At 61.3% G+C, this 16096-nt stretch carries 18 protein-coding genes; 5 read left to right on the top strand and 13 right to left on the bottom strand.

The annotated features are described in order from the left end of the window. Positions 1 to 71: 71 nt before the first annotated feature. The 3 genes from GGI60_RS22050 to GGI60_RS22040 are packed head-to-tail and all read right to left on the bottom strand — an operon-like array spanning position 72 to position 2055. Positions 72 to 872 carry an anti-sigma factor gene (locus tag GGI60_RS22050; RefSeq protein WP_183918584.1) on the bottom strand — a complete coding sequence of 267 codons (801 nt, stop codon included), beginning with the start codon at positions 870 to 872 and terminating at the stop codon, positions 72 to 74. Beyond that, positions 869 to 1474 carry an RNA polymerase sigma factor gene (locus GGI60_RS22045; protein WP_183918583.1) on the bottom strand — a complete coding sequence of 202 codons (606 nt, stop codon included), beginning with the start codon at positions 1472 to 1474 and terminating at the stop codon, positions 869 to 871. The genes GGI60_RS22050 and GGI60_RS22045 overlap by 4 nt, the downstream gene beginning before the upstream one ends. A gap of 44 nt (positions 1475 to 1518) precedes the next feature. Then, positions 1519 to 2055 (bottom strand): tetratricopeptide repeat protein, encoded by a 537-nt coding sequence (locus GGI60_RS22040; RefSeq protein WP_183918582.1) that lies wholly within the window; start codon positions 2053 to 2055, stop codon positions 1519 to 1521. Between the two features lie 168 nt (positions 2056 to 2223). Here GGI60_RS22040 and GGI60_RS22035 point away from each other — a divergent pair, with 168 nt between their 5' ends. The 3 genes from GGI60_RS22035 to GGI60_RS22025 all read left to right on the top strand — a co-directional run bounded on the left by GGI60_RS22035 (position 2224) and on the right by GGI60_RS22025 (position 5095). Beyond that, positions 2224 to 3276 (top strand): 3-oxoacyl-[acyl-carrier-protein] synthase III C-terminal domain-containing protein, encoded by a 1053-nt coding sequence (locus GGI60_RS22035; protein ID WP_183918581.1) that lies wholly within the window; start codon positions 2224 to 2226, stop codon positions 3274 to 3276. After that, positions 3273 to 3776 (top strand): isoprenylcysteine carboxyl methyltransferase family protein, encoded by a 504-nt coding sequence (locus GGI60_RS22030; RefSeq protein ID WP_183918580.1) that lies wholly within the window; start codon positions 3273 to 3275, stop codon positions 3774 to 3776. Before GGI60_RS22035 ends, GGI60_RS22030 begins: the two co-directional genes overlap by 4 nt. Positions 3777 to 3847: 71 nt before the next feature. Next, complete coding sequence (locus tag GGI60_RS22025) at positions 3848 to 5095, top strand: FAD-binding oxidoreductase (protein ID WP_183918579.1); 1248 nt, start codon at positions 3848 to 3850, stop codon at positions 5093 to 5095. Here the strand turns inward: GGI60_RS22025 and GGI60_RS22020 are convergent. The 8 genes from GGI60_RS22020 to GGI60_RS21985 form a co-directional block, all read right to left on the bottom strand. Next, on the bottom strand, positions 5085 to 5624 hold the full coding sequence (locus GGI60_RS22020) for a gluconokinase (RefSeq protein ID WP_183918578.1): 540 nt from the start codon (positions 5622 to 5624) through the stop codon (positions 5085 to 5087). The two genes, GGI60_RS22025 and GGI60_RS22020, sit on opposite strands and share 11 nt — an antisense overlap. A 27-nt stretch (positions 5625 to 5651) precedes the next feature. Next, positions 5652 to 6605: a peptide ABC transporter ATP-binding protein gene (locus tag GGI60_RS22015; protein ID WP_183739612.1), complete on the bottom strand. Its 954-nt coding sequence runs from the start codon at positions 6603 to 6605 to the stop codon at positions 5652 to 5654. Continuing rightward, positions 6602 to 7618: an ABC transporter ATP-binding protein gene (locus GGI60_RS22010; RefSeq protein ID WP_038687001.1), complete on the bottom strand. Its 1017-nt coding sequence runs from the start codon at positions 7616 to 7618 to the stop codon at positions 6602 to 6604. Before GGI60_RS22010 ends, GGI60_RS22015 begins: the two co-directional genes overlap by 4 nt. Further along, on the bottom strand, positions 7618 to 8508 hold the full coding sequence (locus GGI60_RS22005; RefSeq protein ID WP_183918577.1) for an ABC transporter permease subunit: 891 nt from the start codon (positions 8506 to 8508) through the stop codon (positions 7618 to 7620). Before GGI60_RS22005 ends, GGI60_RS22010 begins: the two co-directional genes overlap by 1 nt. Positions 8509 to 8517: 9 nt before the next feature. Then, positions 8518 to 9522 carry an ABC transporter permease subunit gene (locus GGI60_RS22000; protein ID WP_038686996.1) on the bottom strand — a complete coding sequence of 335 codons (1005 nt, stop codon included), beginning with the start codon at positions 9520 to 9522 and terminating at the stop codon, positions 8518 to 8520. 87 nt (positions 9523 to 9609) lie between these two features. Continuing rightward, positions 9610 to 11205, bottom strand: a complete 1596-nt coding sequence (locus GGI60_RS21995) for an ABC transporter substrate-binding protein (RefSeq protein ID WP_183918576.1) — start codon at positions 11203 to 11205, stop codon at positions 9610 to 9612. A 337-nt stretch (positions 11206 to 11542) separates the two neighbouring features. Beyond that, positions 11543 to 12025, bottom strand: coding sequence for an iron-responsive transcriptional regulator RirA (gene rirA, locus GGI60_RS21990; protein WP_010060089.1), 483 nt, complete (start codon positions 12023 to 12025; stop codon positions 11543 to 11545). Positions 12026 to 12255: 230 nt separating this feature from the next. Further along, complete coding sequence (locus tag GGI60_RS21985) at positions 12256 to 13752, bottom strand: CoA-acylating methylmalonate-semialdehyde dehydrogenase (RefSeq protein ID WP_183918575.1); 1497 nt, start codon at positions 13750 to 13752, stop codon at positions 12256 to 12258. A 173-nt stretch (positions 13753 to 13925) separates the two neighbouring features. Here GGI60_RS21985 and GGI60_RS21980 point away from each other — a divergent pair, with 173 nt between their 5' ends. Next, positions 13926 to 14240 carry a putative quinol monooxygenase gene (locus GGI60_RS21980; protein ID WP_183918574.1) on the top strand — a complete coding sequence of 105 codons (315 nt, stop codon included), beginning with the start codon at positions 13926 to 13928 and terminating at the stop codon, positions 14238 to 14240. Further along, positions 14237 to 15118, top strand: a complete 882-nt coding sequence (locus GGI60_RS21975) for a LysR family transcriptional regulator (protein WP_183918573.1) — start codon at positions 14237 to 14239, stop codon at positions 15116 to 15118. Before GGI60_RS21980 ends, GGI60_RS21975 begins: the two co-directional genes overlap by 4 nt. Here the strand turns inward: GGI60_RS21975 and GGI60_RS21970 are convergent. Together GGI60_RS21970 and GGI60_RS21965 are read right to left on the bottom strand one after the other, a co-directional pair. Beyond that, on the bottom strand, positions 15115 to 15282 hold the full coding sequence (locus GGI60_RS21970; RefSeq protein WP_183918572.1) for a hypothetical protein: 168 nt from the start codon (positions 15280 to 15282) through the stop codon (positions 15115 to 15117). The two genes, GGI60_RS21975 and GGI60_RS21970, sit on opposite strands and share 4 nt — an antisense overlap. Before the next feature lie 35 nt (positions 15283 to 15317). Further along, positions 15318 to 15755: a DUF4174 domain-containing protein gene (locus GGI60_RS21965; RefSeq protein WP_183918571.1), complete on the bottom strand. Its 438-nt coding sequence runs from the start codon at positions 15753 to 15755 to the stop codon at positions 15318 to 15320. Between the last annotated feature and the right edge of the window lie 341 nt (positions 15756 to 16096).

Genomic DNA, 16096 nt, shown 5'->3' with positions numbered 1-16096 from the left:
TGCATACTCGAAACAGGTGCGCAACCGTGTTGGAGAACGCTGCACAAAGTACTACTTGGTTTGTGGGGGCCTCAGACAGCTACCCTCCCCCTCACCCCTTCCGCAATCCCCGTCATCCTGTCCGCCGCAGCATGTCCGATCAGCATGAAGGCATGCGTCGCATTCGACCAGTAGACGACATTCATACCATTGCGGTTTTCAAGGTCTGGCGCCTTCGGCCCTGCGTCAGATTTCACGATGCAGAGCGCCATCGGGCCGGTCTCGGGGTCGAGATAGGCGATCTGGGCGAGCGCCTTACCGTCATATTGCAGCAGCAGGGCGCGTTTGAAATCGACCCCCGGGAGCGAGACGGCTTCCGGGGAGAGTGAGAGACCGAGCTTCTCGTCGAGACTGGCGAGCTGGTCGGCCTGGTCCTGCCTGCCGGGGACGGGGCCGGCGAGCGTTTCGGCGGTATAGAGCGAAATATAGTCGGCGACCGCGGCGCGCCATTCGCTGTTTTCGTCCTTTGCCGAAAAACCCCTGCCGATGCCGATAACGGCGCGGTCGATGGCGATGCCGGCGACAAGCGAAGCGGCGAGAGCGCCGAGGAAGCGACGGCGCGTGGGCGCGGGCTCCGCGATAGATCTTGCGTTCTCATGCGCAGGAATGGCGGCGAGCATCGCCTCCAGTTTCTCCCGCGGGGCTTCGGAGAGGAGCGGGGCGAAAGCCTGCTCGAACGGCAGGCTGGCGCGCGCCAGGAAATTCAGCCGTTCGGCGACGCTCTCATCTTCCTGGACGATGGCCTCGATGCGGGCTGTCTCTTGCGCTGTCAGCTCGCCATCGATGAAGGCTGTGAGATCCTCGTCGGAGGGAATGGTGTGTTTGGTGCTCATGGCCGTTCCCCTTCAGGTCTGGCGCCGGAGAGCCTGGCGCGGGCGGCCGCCAGCCGGCTCATCACGGTTCCGATCGGGATATCCAATATCCCTGCAACCTCTCGATAGGAAAGTCCTTCCACATAGGCGAGGAAAACCGCCGTGCGCTGCGCCTCGGGCAACGCATTTACCTGCTTCAGCACCTGCCCCGCCATCACATGTGTTTCAGTGTCGTGCGCGCCGTCGAAAGTCAGCGCCTCGCCGGCATCGACGAAACCCTGGCCCTGGCGCACCCGGCGTGAGCGGATCTCGTTCAGCCAGATCGAATGCAGAATCGAAAACAGCCAGCGGTCGAGACGGGTGCCGGGGACGAACTGAGCGGCGCGCTCGAGCGCGCGAAGGCAGGTCGCCTGTACGAGGTCGTCGGCGACATCACGCTGGTGCGAGAGGACGAGACCATAACGCCAGAGCTTGGCCAGGTTTTCCGTCAGACCGCTCCTGATATCCGCTTCGCTCGCGATGGCAGCCTCCGCCGATCCTGCATCCCTTGGAACCGCCTGATAAACCGGCGATTCCATTCTCGCGCGACTATAGGCAGGAAATGTAGCGTCCGCGACCGACATTCGGATATCCTTTCCCGGCTCCATTTCCCGCCAGTGACCTAAGCTCAGATCTTCGACGGGTCGAGGATCGCCGCGTTCAGATCCTGATATTCCTCGCAAGCCGTGCCGCAGATCGTCTTGATCGTGTTCAACTGCTCTTTTGCGAGATCGAGCCGGCCCTTGATGACATAGGCTTCGCCGAGATATTCGCGGACCTTGGCGTATTGCGGATCCTTCTTCACCGACTGCAGGTAATAGGAGATGCCTTCGTCGGTGCGGCCGAGTTTGCGGGTGGCGTAACCGCGATAGTTCAGCACCTCTGCGCTGCTCTGGTCCTTGACAGTATCGAGCATGGCAAGCGCCTCTTCATAGCGGCCGGCCTTGGCCAGCGAATAGGCATAGTCGGTACGGTTCTCGTCCGAGACATTGGCGCTCTGCTGCTTGACGCATTTCTTGGTCTTCTGGTCGTAGATCTCACCCTTCTTGCAGGTCGGCATCGTGCGGTTGTCATTGCCGACAGCAAAGACGGGGCCGGAGAAGAGGGAAGCGGCAAGGCAGCCGCCGAGAAGGATGGAAGCGATGCGGACTGTCGTGATCGTCATGGGAGAACTCCTCGAGAGTGACGTTGCGAGGAGTGAACACCGCTGCACAGGGTCTTATTCGCCGGCCCCTCCATTTTTTTCATCACTGCTTCGTGAAGCCATCGACGCCGAATAAATCATCGGGACCGGGTGTTCTCAGCGTTGTGCCGGGAAGACAAGGAGAATTCCGTGACCGATACCGTGAGACTCGTCAGCCTCGCCACCGCCACGCCCGAACATGTCATCTTGCAAAACCAGGCGGCCGAAGTCTCGGCTCGGCTGTTTGCCGGCCGTTTCGAGGATTTCCATCATCTTGCCCGCGTCTTCGACACCGCCGGTATCTACAAGCGTCATGCGGCACAGCCGCTTGCCTGGTTCGACGAGCCGCATGGCTGGCAGGACCGGATGCTGGCCTATGCGGAGGTGGCGGGCGGACTTTTCGTCGAGGCGGCCACCTCGGCACTTCGCCGGGCCGGGCTTGAGGCCGGCGATGTCGACTGTGTCGTCACCGTTTCTTCCACCGGCTTTACGACGCCGAGCCTCGATGCGCAGCTTAGCCGCAGGATGGGTTTCAGAGCCGATATCGAGCGTGTGCCGGTCTTCGGGCTTGGCTGCGCTGCCGGCGTCTCGGGTTTTGCGATCGCGGCACGGCTAGCCCGCAGCCGGCCGGGCGCCGTCGTGCTTTTCGTCTCGATCGAGCTTTGCACGCTCGCCTTCCGGCTCGACGAACTGACGCGGCCGAACATCATCGCGACGGCGCTGTTCGGCGACGGCGCGGCCGCCTGCGTGCTCCGCGCGAGCGAAGGCGGCCTAGCGGAAGTGGAATCGACCGGCGAGCACCTGTTTCCCGACACGCTCGATATCATGGGATGGAAGATCGACGACGGCGGCTTCGGCATCGTGCTGGCCCAATCGCTGCCGCCCTTCGCCGAACGGGAGCTCGCCCCGGCGGTGACGGCCATTCTGGCGCGAAACGGTCTGGAACTGGCAGACATCGACCGCTTCATCTGCCATCCCGGCGGCACAAAGGTGCTGGCCGCAATGGAGAGCGCGCTTTCACTGACATCCGGCACACTCGATCACGAACGAGCCGTGCTTGCCGAATACGGCAACATGTCTTCGCCGACCGTTCTCTTCGTGCTGGAGCGGGCGATCCGCGCCGGGTTGCCGGAGCGCTCGGCGATGATCGCAATGGGCCCGGGCTTCTCGGCGAGCTGCGTGACGCTTCGGAGGACCGCATGATGTGGCCGTCGATCGTACTTCTGACATTCGTGACGCTGCAGCGGCTGGGAGAGCTCGTGCTTGCCCGGCGCAACACCGCCGCCCTTCGTACCAGGGGTGCCAGAGAGGTCGCGCCCGAACACTATCCACTGATGGTGGCGCTGCACGCGGTCTGGATCATCGGCCTCTGGCTGCTGGCGCCCGGCAGACCGATCGAGCCCTTCTGGTTGGCGATATTCATGGGGCTACAGGCGCTGCGGTTCTGGGTGCTGGCGACGCTGAAGGACCGCTGGACGACTCGCATCATCATTCTGCCAGGGGCACCACTCATCCGCTCCGGCCCCTACCGCTTTCTCCGGCATCCGAACTATGCGATCGTCGCCGGCGAGATCGCGACCCTTCCTCTCGCCTTTGGCCTGCCGGTCTTTGCGGTCGTCTTTTCGCTTTTCAATGCCGCCATCCTGCATGTGCGGATAAAGGCCGAAAATGCCGCATTGGAAAGCGCAATGATTTTGAAATGAACACGATTTTTCGTTTGCGCCCCGGGTTCGGCCCGGGCATTTTACCGGATAATCAAGCGGAATGCAGGGGAATGACAAAAAACGCAATCGTGCTCGGCGCCGGCATCGTCGGGGTGTCCACTGCCATCCATCTGCAGCGACGCGGCCGGCAGGTGACGCTGATCGACCGCAAGGATCCGGGCAGCGAAACCTCCTTCGGCAATGCTGGCCTGATCCAGCGCGAAGGGGTGGCACCTTACGGCTTCCCCCAGCAATTCGGGCTGCTGCTGCGTTATGCGCTCAACAACGAAATCGATGCCCATTATCATCTCAGTGCGCTGCCGAGCCAGCTCGCCTTTCTCGCCCGTTACTGGTGGAATTCGAATGCGCGGCGCCACGCGGTCATCACCCGGGCTTATGCGCCGCTGATCGAAAACTCGGTTGCCGAGCACAAGGACCTGATCGAGGCCTCGCAGGCGCAGGCGCTAATCCGCAAGGACGGCTGGATGAAGATTTTCCGGACGGAAGCGGCGCGCGACGAGGCCCTTGCAGAGGCCGCACTTTGGCAGACCGAATTCGGCTTGACCTATGACAGCCTGACGCCGGCCGACATCGCCCGCATGGAACCCGATATGACCGTCCGTTTCGCCGGCGGTATCCGTTGGCGTGATCCCTGGTCAGTGCTCGACCCGCATGCGCTGACATTGGCCTATCGCCGCTATTTCGAAAGCCTCGGCGGCCGCTTCGTCACAGGCGACGCCGCCTCGCTCGGCCAGTTCGGCGCCGGCTGGAAGATCATGACCAGCGAGGGCGCACTCGAAGCGGAGGATGCGGTCCTCGCGCTCGGTCCTTGGGCAGCTGTCGCGACGCGCCGGCTCGGTTATTCCTTTCCCCTCGGGATCAAGCGCGGCTATCACATGCATTATGCCGCCAAGGGCAATGCCATGCTCAACAACTGGATCCTCGATGCCGAGCGCGGTTATTTGCTGGCGCCGATGAACCGCGGGATTCGCCTGACGACGGGGGCGGAGTTTGCAAGGCTCGACGCGCCGAAGACGCCGGTGCAGCTCGACCGGGCGGAAGCCGTGGCGCGTACGATCTTCCCGCTTGGAGAAAGGCTCGATCCCGAACCGTGGATGGGCGCGCGCCCCTGCACATCAGACATGTTGCCTGTCATCGGCAAGGCTCCTCGCCATCAGGGCCTGTGGTTCGCCTTCGGCCACGCCCATCACGGGCTGACGCTCGGGCCGGTGACCGGCCGCGTACTCGCGGAACTTATCACCGGCGAAACGCCGCTCATCGATATCTCGGCTTACTCGCCGCAGCGCTTCAAACCATAACACCGAGGGTGGAGAGACCCCGCAGGGCCGTCGCCGCAATGCCGTCGACCGTGTCGTCGATGTCGACGGTGACAACGCCTTGTTCGCCCGTCGGCACCTCGAGTGTCGCAAGCTGACTTTCGAGCAGCGAGACTGGCATGAAGTGTCCTTTGCGCTCACCCATTCGCTTCGTCAGCAGCGCCTTGGATCCTTCGAGGTAGATGAAGAACAGATTGCCGCCGGCAGCAGCCCTCAGCCTCTCACGATAGATGCGCTTCAGCGCCGAACAGGAGACGATGATGCCTTCTCCTTTTTCCAGCGAGGCATGCATGCGTTTGCCGATCAGGTCGAGCCATGGCATCCGATCCTCATCGGTCAGCGGAATGCCCTTCGACATCTTCTCGACATTGGAAGCGGGATGAAGCGCATCACCTTCGACGAAGGCCAGGTGCAAGGCCTCGGCGAGTTTTTCGCCAACCGAGGACTTGCCGCAGCCGCTGACCCCCATGACGATGATCGCATGAGGTTTGTTGATCGGGTCGTCCTGCATGTTTCCTCTCAAACGGCGGCCTCCCGCTCAGTCGAGCGGGAAATGACAGGCATATTGCTGTGCGCCTTCTCCCCGTAATTCGGGAGAAACCTGGCGACAATAGTCCTGCGCCTTCCAGCAGCGCGGGTTGAAGTGACAGCCGGACGGCGGCTTCAGCGGCGATGGAAGTTCGCCCTGCAGGCGGATGCGGTTCTTGGCGCGCTCGGGATCGGCGATGGGGGTCGCCGACAGCAAGGCGGCCGTATAGGGATGGCGCGGGCGGGCGAAGACCTCGGCTGCAGGACCGGTTTCGATCGGGCGACCGAGATACATCACCATCACCTCGTCGGCGATGTGATGGACGACCGAGAGGCCATGCGAGATGAAGAGATAGGCAAGACCCATCTCCTTCTGCAGATCCATAAGCAAGTTCAGCACCTGCGCCTGGATCGACAGATCCAGCGCCGAAACCGGTTCATCGAGCACCAGCACCTTCGGCCGCAGCATCAGGGCGCGGGCAATGGCGATGCGCTGCCGCTGGCCGCCGGAGAACATATGGGGGTAGCGGCCATGATGTTCCGGGCGCAGCCCGACGCGGGCCATCATCTCCTCCACCTTGCGGCGGCGGGCACCGGCATCGAGATCGGTATTGATCTTCAGCGGCTCTTCCAGAATTGCACCCACCTTCTGGCGCGGGTTGAGCGAGCCGTAGGGATTCTGGAAGACGATCTGCACCTGGCTGCGCAGGCTGCGGTCGCCGACTCGCGCCGGCTTGCCGTCGATCAGCAATTCGCCGGCCGTCGGATCCTCGATCATCGTGACCAGACGGGCAAGCGTCGACTTGCCGCAACCGGATTCGCCGACGACGGCAAGGGTCTTGCCGGAATGAAGGCTGAAGCTGACGCCGTTCAACGCCTTGACGGTGGCGTCGGCTTTGAAGAGACCGCGGTTGACGGTGTAGAAGCGGGCGAGATCCCTGCCCTCGAGAACAGCGCCCGTCATACCAGGTCTCCTGCAGTTTCGACGCGCATCACGCCGGGATGCCCTAGCGGCTTGCCGTCCTTCAATGGATAATTGCATAAAGCCAGCCCGAGCTCCGGCCCCTGGCGTACGACGCCGCGATCGCATTCGACCGTGGCGTAGCCGCAACGTGGCGCGAACAGACAGCCTGTCGGGCGGCCATGCTGGCCGGGCACGACGCCGGCGATCGAGGGGAGACGCTGGCCGACTTTGGCGCGTTCCGGAAGGGCGGCGAGCAGGGCTGCCGTATAGGGGTGGTGCGGATCGCGAAACAGCGCCCTCACCGGCTGCTCCTCGACCTTCTGGCCGGCATATTGCACCTGCACGCGCTCGGCGGTTTCGGCAACGACACCCATGTCGTGGGTGATCAGCACCAGCGCCATGCCGTGCTCCTTCTGCAGGCGCACAAGCAGATCGAGAATTTGCGCCTGGATCGTCACGTCGAGCGCAGTCGTCGGCTCGTCGGCGATCAGGAGCTTCGGATTGCAGGCGAGCGCCATGGCGATCATGACGCGCTGGCTCATCCCACCCGACATCTGATGCGGGAAGTTCGAGAGCCGGTCTTCCGGCGCCGGAATTCCGACGAGGTTCAAGAGCTCGATCGAGCGTTCGCGGCGCTCTTTCCGGTTGAGGCCCATGTGGAAGCGCAGGGTCTCGCCGAGCTGGAAGCCGACGGTGAAACACGGATTGAGGCTCGACATCGGCTCCTGGAAGATCATCGCCATGTCCTTGCCGACGATCCTTCGACGCTGGCGGGCGGAGATGCCGCGCAGATCCTGGCCGTCGAACTGCATGCGGTCGGCGGTGATCTTGGCAGTCCAGGGCAAAAGCCCCATCAGGGCCAGCATGGCAACGGATTTGCCGGAGCCGGATTCACCGACGATCGACAGGATCTCGCCCTTGTCGCAGGCAAGCGATACGCCATCGACGGCGCGGAAAAGACCGGAGGACGTCTGGAATTCGACAGTAAGATTTTCGATTTCGAGGAGCGGCATCACGACCTCTTCAGCTTGGGATCAAGTGCATCGCGCAGGCCGTCGCCCATCAGGTTGATGGCAAGAACGGTGATGAGGATGGCAAGACCCGGAAATGTCACGACCCACCAGGCGCGCGAGATGAACTCACGGGATTCAGCAAGCATCGTGCCCCATTCGGGCGTCGGCGGCTGGGCACCCATGCCGAGAAAGCCGAGGGCGGCGGCATCGAGGATTGCCGCCGAGAAGGCGAGCGTCGCCTGGACGATCAACGGCCCCAGACAGTTCGGCAGGATGGTCTTGAACATCAGCCGCAGGGTGCCTGCACCGGCGACCCGTGAGGCGATCACATATTCCTTCTCACGCTCCGAAATGACAGAGGCGCGGGTCAGCCGCACGAAATGCGGCTGGTTGACCAGCGAAATCGCGATCATCGCGTTGGTCAGGCCAGGACCGAGGACCGCCACCAGCACGAGCGCGAGCAGCAGCGACGGGAAGGCCAGGATGATGTCCATCAGGCGCATGATGACGGTATCGATCCGGCCGCGGAAATAGCCGGCGACGAGGCCGATCAGGACACCACATATGACCGAAAGTGTGACGACCACGACGCCGATGAAGAGTGAGAACCGCGCGCCGTAGATCAGCCGCGAGAGGATATCGCGGCCGACGGCATCCGTTCCGAGCGGAAAGGAGGCGTGGCCTCCCTCCATCCAGGAAGGCACGGCGAGCAGCACCTCGCGGTTCTGCTCGTTTGGCGCATGTGGCGCAAAGACCGGTGCGAAGATCGCAACGACGAGAATGACGACAAAAACAAAGAGGCCGATGACGGCGCCCTTGTTGCGGGAGAAATAGTGCCAGAATTCCGCAAGAGCGGATGGCTGGCCGGTTTTAACGGTGACCGTGCTCATGGACCGCTCCTAGTGACGAATGCGCGGATTGATGAAGCCGTAGAGGACGTCAACAATCAGGTTGACCAGCATGATGACGCCGGCGATCAGGAGAAGGCCGCCCTGCACCACCGCGTAATCGCGCTTGAATACCGAATCGACCATCCATTTGCCGATGCCCGGCCAGGAGAAGATCGTCTCGGTGAGGATGGCGCCGGCAAGAAGGACACCGATCTGCAGGCCGATCGTGGTGATGACGGGGATCATTGCATTGCGCAGTGCATGCACGCCGACGACGCGCAGCGGCTTCAAACCTTTCGAGCGTGCGGTGCGGACATAATCCTCGCCGAGGACCTCGAGCATAGCCGAGCGCGTCTGGCGGGCGATGACGGCGAGCGGGATGGTCGCCAGCACGATGGTCGGCAGGATGAGATAGCTGACGGCCGAGGCAAAGGCCCCTTTCTGACCTGACAGCAGGCTGTCGATCAGCATGAAGCCGGTCACCGGCTTGAAGAAATACATCAGCGAGATCCGGCCGGAAACCGGCGTCCAGCCGAGATAGCCGGAGAAGAAGATGATGAGCAGCAGACCCCACCAGAAAATCGGCATGGAATAACCGACGAGGGCGACACCCATCACGCTCTGATCGAACCACGTGCCTCGCTTGACGGCCGCAAAGACGCCGGCGGGCACCCCAAGACAGACGGCAAGGATGATGGCGCAGAAAGACAGTTCCAGCGTTGCCGGAAACAATGTCAGGAATTCGCCGAGAACGGGCCGCTTGGTGACGATCGAGGTGCCGAGATCGCCCTGCAGCACTTTTCCGAGATAATCGAAATACTGCATATACATGGGCCGGTCGAAGCCGAGATCGTGCATGATCTGGGCGTGCCGCTCCGGCGCCATGACGCGTTCACCCGAGAGCAGCATGACGGGATCTCCGGGCAGCAGGCGGATGAAAGAGAAGGCAATCAGGGAAACGCCGAGGAATGTCGGGATCAGCACCGCAAGGCGGCCGATGAAAAAACGCAACATGGCAGATGTCCAATAGTTTCCGGCGGTCAGGAGGACCCTGACCGCCGGCTGCGCCCAGCTCTGCCGGGCATTCTTACATTATTCTTGTTATTCGGATACGTCGACGCCATCGAAACGATGAATGCCGAGCGGGTCCATCTTGAAGCCCGAGACCTTCTTGCTCATCGGAACGAATACGAGCGAATGGTCGAGGGTCGCCCAGGGGGCTTCCTTCTTGAAGATCAGCTGCGCCTGCTCGTAGGCCTTGGTGCGCTCGCCCACATCGGCGGTCAGCTTGGCCTTGGTCATCAGGTCGTCATATTCCTTGTTGCACCACTGGGCGCGGTTGTTGCCGCCGACGGCATCGCAGCCGAGCAGCGTATCCATGAAGTTGTCAGGATCGCCGTTGTCGCCGGTCCAGCCGAGGATGACGGCACCGTCACGCTTCACGTCGGAGGAGAGCTTCAGATATTCGGCCCATTCATGGGTGACGATCTCGACCTTGACGCCGATCTTGGCGAAATCGGCCTGGATCAGCTCGGCGGCGCGGCGTGCGTTCAGCATGTATGGACGCGAAACCGGCATCGCCCAGACCTTCATGCTGAGGTCCTTGACGCCAGCATCGGCGAGCGCCTTCTTTGCGGCATCCGGGTCGTATTTCTCGTCCTGAACGGCGTCGTTATAGGACCACATTGTCGGCGGGATCGGGTTCTTGGCAACGGTCGCCGCACCCTGGAAGACGGCATCGACGATCGCCTGCTTATTGATCGCCATGTTGAGCGCACGGCGGACTTCGGGCTTGTCGAACGGCGCCATCTGCGTGTTGTAGGCGAGGTAGCTGACGTTCAGGCCGGGCTGCTCGAGAACCGTCAGGTTCTCATCCTTCTTCAGTTCGGGAACGTCGGCAGCATTCGGATAGGGGATCAGGTGGCACTCACCGGCCTTCAGCTTCTGCGCGCGCACCGCAGCGTCGGAGGTGATGGCGAACACCAGATCATCGATCTTTTCCTTGCCCTTGAAGTAGGTTTCGTTCGCTTTGTAACGGATGACGGCATCTGGCTGGTAGGCGACAAAGGTGTAGGGGCCGGTACCGAGCGGCTGCTGGTTGAGCTGCGCCATCTTGCCGTCGGCGGCAAGCTTGTCGGCATATTCCTTGGACATGATGGAAGCGAAATCCATCGCGAGGTCGGCCAGGAACGGCGCTTCCGGGTGGTTGAGCGTGAACTTGACGGTAAGGTCATCGACCTTCTCGACCGACTTGATCAGCTCGGGGAAGCCCATGCCGGCGGCATATTCGTAGGAGCCGCCCTCGACATATTTGTTCCAGGGATTGTCGGATTTCAGCTGGCGCTCGAAGGAGAACACGACGTCGTCGGCGTTGAAATCGCGCGTCGGCGTGAAGAAGTCGGTGGTCTGGAACTTGACGCCGGGATGAAGTTTGAAGGTGTATTCCTTGCCGTCGTCAGAAACGCTCCAGCTGTCGGCCAGACCGGGTTCGATCTCGGTGCCGCCATGCTTGAATTCGACGAGGCGGCTGTAGACCGTGCGCGACGAGGCGTCGAAGGTCGTGCCTGCCGTATAGAGGCTCGGGTCGAAGCCTTCCGGCGAACCCTCAGAGCAATAAACAAGGGTCTTGGACCAGGCCGACGTCGCCATGACCGAAATCAGGGCCGTCGCTGCCAGCATGACAGAGATCTTTTTCATAATATTTGTTTCCCGGTTGTTCTTTTTTGATGTCTGGAGACCGCAGATTAGGCATCCCGATCGACGGTCGATGGAACGACATTTATCTACTGAAAGCAACGGGCTACGGAGAAAATTTTTCCAGATGGACAATTTTAGAAATTTTAGGTCAAAAATCGGCCTCATTTCGAAATATTCGGATAAAAACCGGCAGAATTTCGTCGCATTTTGGATATTGCACCTCCTTAGCTGCGCATTATGACCATTTCCCGCATCCGCGAGCCTGGTGAAAGTGCCGCAAACAAAAACCGCGGCTGCCGGGGCAACCGCGGTTTTACAAGTCTGTTCTGCTGTGAATTCAGGCGGCCGGGACGACGATCGCGGGCTTGCGGTACCCCTGCTCTCCGGTCAGTCCAAGAAGGAAATTGATCTGCGGACGGGCCTTGACGAGATCGTCGATGGTGTAGTCCGAAAGCACGGCAAAGAACGCGTTGAGCGCCTTGCGCAGCGCCGAATTCAGGCCGCAGCTGTCGACCAGTGGGCACTCGACCATGCCGTCATCCTCGAAGCATTCGGCCATGGCGAAACTGTCTTCCGTGACCCGCACCACGTCGAAGAGGGTGATGTCGGCCGCCGGCTTGCCGAGCCGCACGCCGCCATTGCGACCGCGCACCGTCTCGACCAGTCCCGCCTTGTTCAGCGGCTGGAGGATCTTGAAAAGAAAGAGCTCGGAAACGCCGTAAGCCTTGGCGATTTCCGGGATGCGGCTCAGCTGCCCGTCGTTGGCAGCACAATACATCAACATGCGAACCGCATAGTTGGTCTGCTTCGTCAACCGCATGCCATTCTCCTGACTCGTGCCTGTTCAGACCTATATAGGCGGTTTGGTAGTTTTGAACAATTCCAAAATATGAAATTCGCATTCAGCTTATGAGGCCATTTGCCGCGACGTCTATTCCGCCTGCTGCGGCTGGGGATTACAGCCCAGCAGAGCGGCAGCGACGTGATTCCTAGACTTTAATAAAACGGGGGCCGAAAGGCCCCCGAATTGCAGATCGATCTATCGTCAGATCACTTCATCGTCGGCATGACGAACTCGGCGCCGCTCTTGATGCCGGAGGGCCAGCGGGCGGTGACGGTCTTGGTCTTGGTCCAGAACTTGATCGAGTCGGTGCCGTGCTGGTTGAGGTCGCCGAAGCTCGATGCCTTCCAGCCGCCGAAGGAGTGGTAGGCGAGCGGAACCGGGATCGGAACGTTGATGCCGATCATGCCGATATTGACTCGCGAGGCGAAATCGCGGGCGGCATCGCCGTCACGGGTGTAGATGGCGACGCCGTTGCCGTATTCGTGCTTCATCGGCAACGACAGGGCTTCTTCGTAATTCTGGGCGCGAACGACGGAGAGAACCGGTCCGAAGATCTCAGTCTTGTAGATATCCATCTCGGGGGTGACGTGATCGAACAGGCAACCGCCGACGAAATAGCCGTCTTCATAGCCCTGGAGCTTGAAATTGCGGCCATCGACGACGAGCTTGGCGCCTTCCTCGACGCCGCGGTCGATCAGGCCGCGGACGCGGTTATAGGCGTCCTTGGTGACGAGCGGGCCCATGTCGGCCTTGTCGTCGGTGTAGGGGCCGATGCGCAGCGATTCGATCTTCGGCGTCAGCTTCTCGACGAGGCGGTTGGCGGTTTCCTCGCCGACCGGGACGGCAACCGAGATCGCCATGCAGCGCTCGCCGGCCGAACCGTAGCCCGCGCCCATCAGCGCGTTGACGGCCTGATCCATATCGGCGTCCGGCATGATGATCATGTGGTTCTTGGCACCGCCAAAGCACTGGGCGCGCTTGCCGTTCATTGCCGCCGTGCCGTAAACGTAGCGGGCGATCGGCGTCGAGCCGACGAAGGAAACGGCGCCGATATCGGGATCGGTGAGGATCGCATCGACCGCGCCCTTGTCGCCGTTGACGACGTTGAGGATGCCGGCCGGCAGTCCAGCCTCGATCATCAGTTCGGCAAGACGGATCGGCAAGGAGGGATCACGCTCGGACGGCTTCAGGATGAAGGCGTTGCCGCAGGCGATCGCGGGTGCGAACATCCACATCGGGATCATGCCGGGGAAGTTAAAGGGGGTGATGCCGGCGCCGATGCCGACCGGTTGGCGGATCGAATACATGTCGATCGCCGGACCGGCACCTTCGGTGAATTCGCCCTTGGCGAGATGCGGAATGCCGCAGACGAATTCGCAGACTTCGAGGCCGCGGATGACGTCGCCCTTGGCGTCCTCGATCGTCTTGCCGTGCTCCTTGGAGAGCATTTCAGCAAGCTCGTCCATGTGCTTGTTCAGGAGTTCGACGAATTTGAAGAAGACGCGGGCGCGGCGCTGCGGGTTGGTGGCAGCCCATTTCGGCTGCGCAGCCTTGGCGTTTTCGACGGCCGCGCGCAATTCCTCGACGCTTGCGAGCGCGACGGTCGCCTGCACTTCGCCGGTTGCCGGATTGTAGACGTTGCTGACACGGCCGCTGGTGCCGGCGACCTGCTGGCCGCCGATGAAATGTCCAATCTCACGCATGGATGTTCCTCCTGTTTGGATGGCCTACAATCGCACTTCAATTTGCACAAATCAATGCGCTGATATAAGCAACCGTTGTGCGCATATTATAGCTCTATTGTTGCATCGGGTGCTGATATTTCCAAACTTGGCACCCCATCTGAACAAGTCAAACCCAAGGAGAGGTCGAGCCGATGAGCCGGGAACCTATCGTCAGAATGGCGGAGCTGGAGATCGATCCGGCCAAACTGGAAGCCTACCGCGCTCTGCTTACAGAAGAAATCGAGGCGTCGCTTGCTCTCGAAGACGGCGTTCTCTCGCTCAGCGCCGTTTCCCTCCGGAAGTATCCAAACCTGATCCGTATCCTCGAGGTCTACGCCGACAAGGAAGCCTATGAGGCCCATCTGCGGACACTGCATTTCCTCAAATATAAACGGGAAACGGCGGGCATGGTGACATCGCTGACGCTCATCGATGTCGATCCGATTCTCATGCGTGCCAAGCCATGAACTGGGACGATGTCCGCATTTTCCTTGCCGTCGCCCGCACCGGGCAGATCCTGGCCGCTTCGAAGCGATTGGGGCTCAATCACGCCACGCTTTCACGGCGGCTGACGTCGCTCGAAGAGGCGTTGAAGACGCGGCTTTTCATCCGCCGCACGAATGGCTGCGAGCTGACGGCCGAAGGCGGAGTCTTCCTGCACGCCGCCGAGCGCATGGAAACCGAAATGCTGGCGGTGCAGGCCAATCTCGGCCACACCGATACGGCAATCGCCGGCACGGTGCGCGTCGGCGCGCCCGACGGGTTCGGTGTCTCCTTTCTGGCACCGCGCATGGGCAGGCTGATCGAGCGCCATCCGGCGTTGAAAATCCAGCTGGTGCCGGTGCCGCGCTCCTTCTCGCTGTCGCAGCGCGAGGCGGATATCGCAATCACACTGGAGCGTCCCGAACAGGGCCGCCTCGTCTCCTCCAAGCTCACGGATTATACCCTCGGCCTCTATGCCTCGCGCGACTATCTCGCCCGCCACGGCAGGCCCGGCCACGTCGAGACGCTGAAGGCCCATCCGCGCATCGGCTATGTCGAAGACCTCCTCTTCACCGCCTCGCTGAATTTCTCCGGCGAGGTGATGCGCAGCTGGGACGCCGGTTTCGAAATCTCGACGGCGATCGGCCAGACGGAGGCGGTGCGATCAGGCGCCGGCATCGGAATCCTGCACGATTATATCGCCCGGCAATATCCGGAACTTCAGCGCATCCTGCCTGAGGTTTCGATCCGCCGCGCCTATTGGACCACCTATCACGAAACGGCGCGCGACCTCGTGCGCGTCCGCAGTGTCGTCGACTTCCTGCAGGAACTCGTCAGCGCCGAACGGCAGATCTTCCTTTAACTCCCGGAAGCGTGTTTGGCCGGCTCGTCATTCTCGTCCGGATTGGGAGCAGGCGCTTCATCCGGAAGCCGGTCCGGCTCCGGTTCGGTGATCGGCGGCACCGGCTTCCAGCCGGGTGCCGGCATCGGCGGCTGATCGGGAATGGGTTCGTTGGGCACGGACATGACCGCCTCCCTTCATGTTTACGATGTTCGTCGGGCTATTTGTCCGGCTTCAGCGTCTCGGCAGCGCGCATCGGCATGCTGTCGATAATGGCGAAGAGCTCGCCGCTGGTGATCGGCTCGCTGACTTTCAATTTGACGGTTCCATCCTTGCCGAGAAGGAAGGCTGCGAATTCGCCCGCCTCCGGCCCATCGAGATCGTGACAGATTGCTTCGCCGTCGAGGCCATCGGCAGCGCCGAAAAGCGGCCGGACCTTGCCGGCCGACACCTTCAGTATCACTATATCGCGCTCATCGAGCGCCGCGCGATCAGAAAGCAGCTGGTTTTCCTGGCGCGCCGCGCGGGCATTGTCCTTGTCGGCGAAAAGAATGAAGACACGGTTCTTCCACTGGAAGGCGGCCAGGCTTTCGACTGGCGCATAGGCGCTGTTGGTCTCATCGATTTTGATCGCGCCGTAGAGAAGGGTTTTCGACATGCATATTCTCCCGTTAACCTGGAGAACGGCGCACGACGGCATGGGTTCCATCGAAATGATAGGGACCGGTTTCACTTCGGTGGTGGGAAGATGGTAGGTCGAGTGGGGTGTGAACCGCGTCGGGCTTCATAAGTGGCTGGAAGCTGGACTTTTAGATGGGCGCCTTTTGTTTGCCTTAAGACGTTTTAAATTGACGACACGCTAGCGCCATTCCGAGATGATCTTCTGCTTGACGTGCCCCCAATAATTTATGCCATTTGGAAATGGAATTTTCCACTTATGATCCCCGATGGGAAGAAGAGGAGAATTCGATGAAGGCCTCGAAGTTTTCGGAAGCGCAG

The organism is Rhizobium lentis (genome assembly GCF_014200175.1).
GTDB classification, from domain to species: domain Bacteria; phylum Pseudomonadota; class Alphaproteobacteria; order Rhizobiales; family Rhizobiaceae; genus Rhizobium; species Rhizobium mulingense.
This window is presented reverse-complemented; position numbering and strand designations above follow the sequence as displayed.

Bases quoted from the DNA above. Each gene is read 5' to 3' on its own strand.
- GGI60_RS22030 (WP_183918580.1), top strand. From the start codon at position 3,273: ATGATGTGGCCGTCGATCGTACTTCTGACATTCGTGACGCTGCAGCGG.
- GGI60_RS22020 (WP_183918578.1), bottom strand. From the start codon at position 5,624: ATGCAGGACGACCCGATCAACAAACCTCATGCGATCATCGTCATGGGG.
- GGI60_RS22040 (WP_183918582.1), bottom strand. From the start codon at position 2,055: ATGACGATCACGACAGTCCGCATCGCTTCCATCCTTCTCGGCGGCTGC.
- GGI60_RS22010 (WP_038687001.1), bottom strand. From the start codon at position 7,618: ATGCCGCTCCTCGAAATCGAAAATCTTACTGTCGAATTCCAGACGTCC.
- GGI60_RS22045 (WP_183918583.1), bottom strand. From the start codon at position 1,474: ATGTCGGTCGCGGACGCTACATTTCCTGCCTATAGTCGCGCGAGAATG.
- GGI60_RS21995 (WP_183918576.1), bottom strand. From the start codon at position 11,205: ATGAAAAAGATCTCTGTCATGCTGGCAGCGACGGCCCTGATTTCGGTC.
- GGI60_RS21985 (WP_183918575.1), bottom strand. From the start codon at position 13,752: ATGCGTGAGATTGGACATTTCATCGGCGGCCAGCAGGTCGCCGGCACC.
- GGI60_RS22025 (WP_183918579.1), top strand. From the start codon at position 3,848: ATGACAAAAAACGCAATCGTGCTCGGCGCCGGCATCGTCGGGGTGTCC.
- rirA (WP_010060089.1), bottom strand. From the start codon at position 12,025: ATGCGGTTGACGAAGCAGACCAACTATGCGGTTCGCATGTTGATGTAT.
- GGI60_RS21970 (WP_183918572.1), bottom strand. From the start codon at position 15,282: ATGTCCGTGCCCAACGAACCCATTCCCGATCAGCCGCCGATGCCGGCA.
- GGI60_RS22005 (WP_183918577.1), bottom strand. From the start codon at position 8,508: ATGAGCACGGTCACCGTTAAAACCGGCCAGCCATCCGCTCTTGCGGAA.
- GGI60_RS21975 (WP_183918573.1), top strand. From the start codon at position 14,237: ATGAACTGGGACGATGTCCGCATTTTCCTTGCCGTCGCCCGCACCGGG.
- GGI60_RS21965 (WP_183918571.1), bottom strand. From the start codon at position 15,755: ATGTCGAAAACCCTTCTCTACGGCGCGATCAAAATCGATGAGACCAAC.
- GGI60_RS22015 (WP_183739612.1), bottom strand. From the start codon at position 6,605: ATGACGGGCGCTGTTCTCGAGGGCAGGGATCTCGCCCGCTTCTACACC.
- GGI60_RS22000 (WP_038686996.1), bottom strand. From the start codon at position 9,522: ATGTTGCGTTTTTTCATCGGCCGCCTTGCGGTGCTGATCCCGACATTC.
- GGI60_RS21980 (WP_183918574.1), top strand. From the start codon at position 13,926: ATGAGCCGGGAACCTATCGTCAGAATGGCGGAGCTGGAGATCGATCCG.
- GGI60_RS22050 (WP_183918584.1), bottom strand. From the start codon at position 872: ATGAGCACCAAACACACCATTCCCTCCGACGAGGATCTCACAGCCTTC.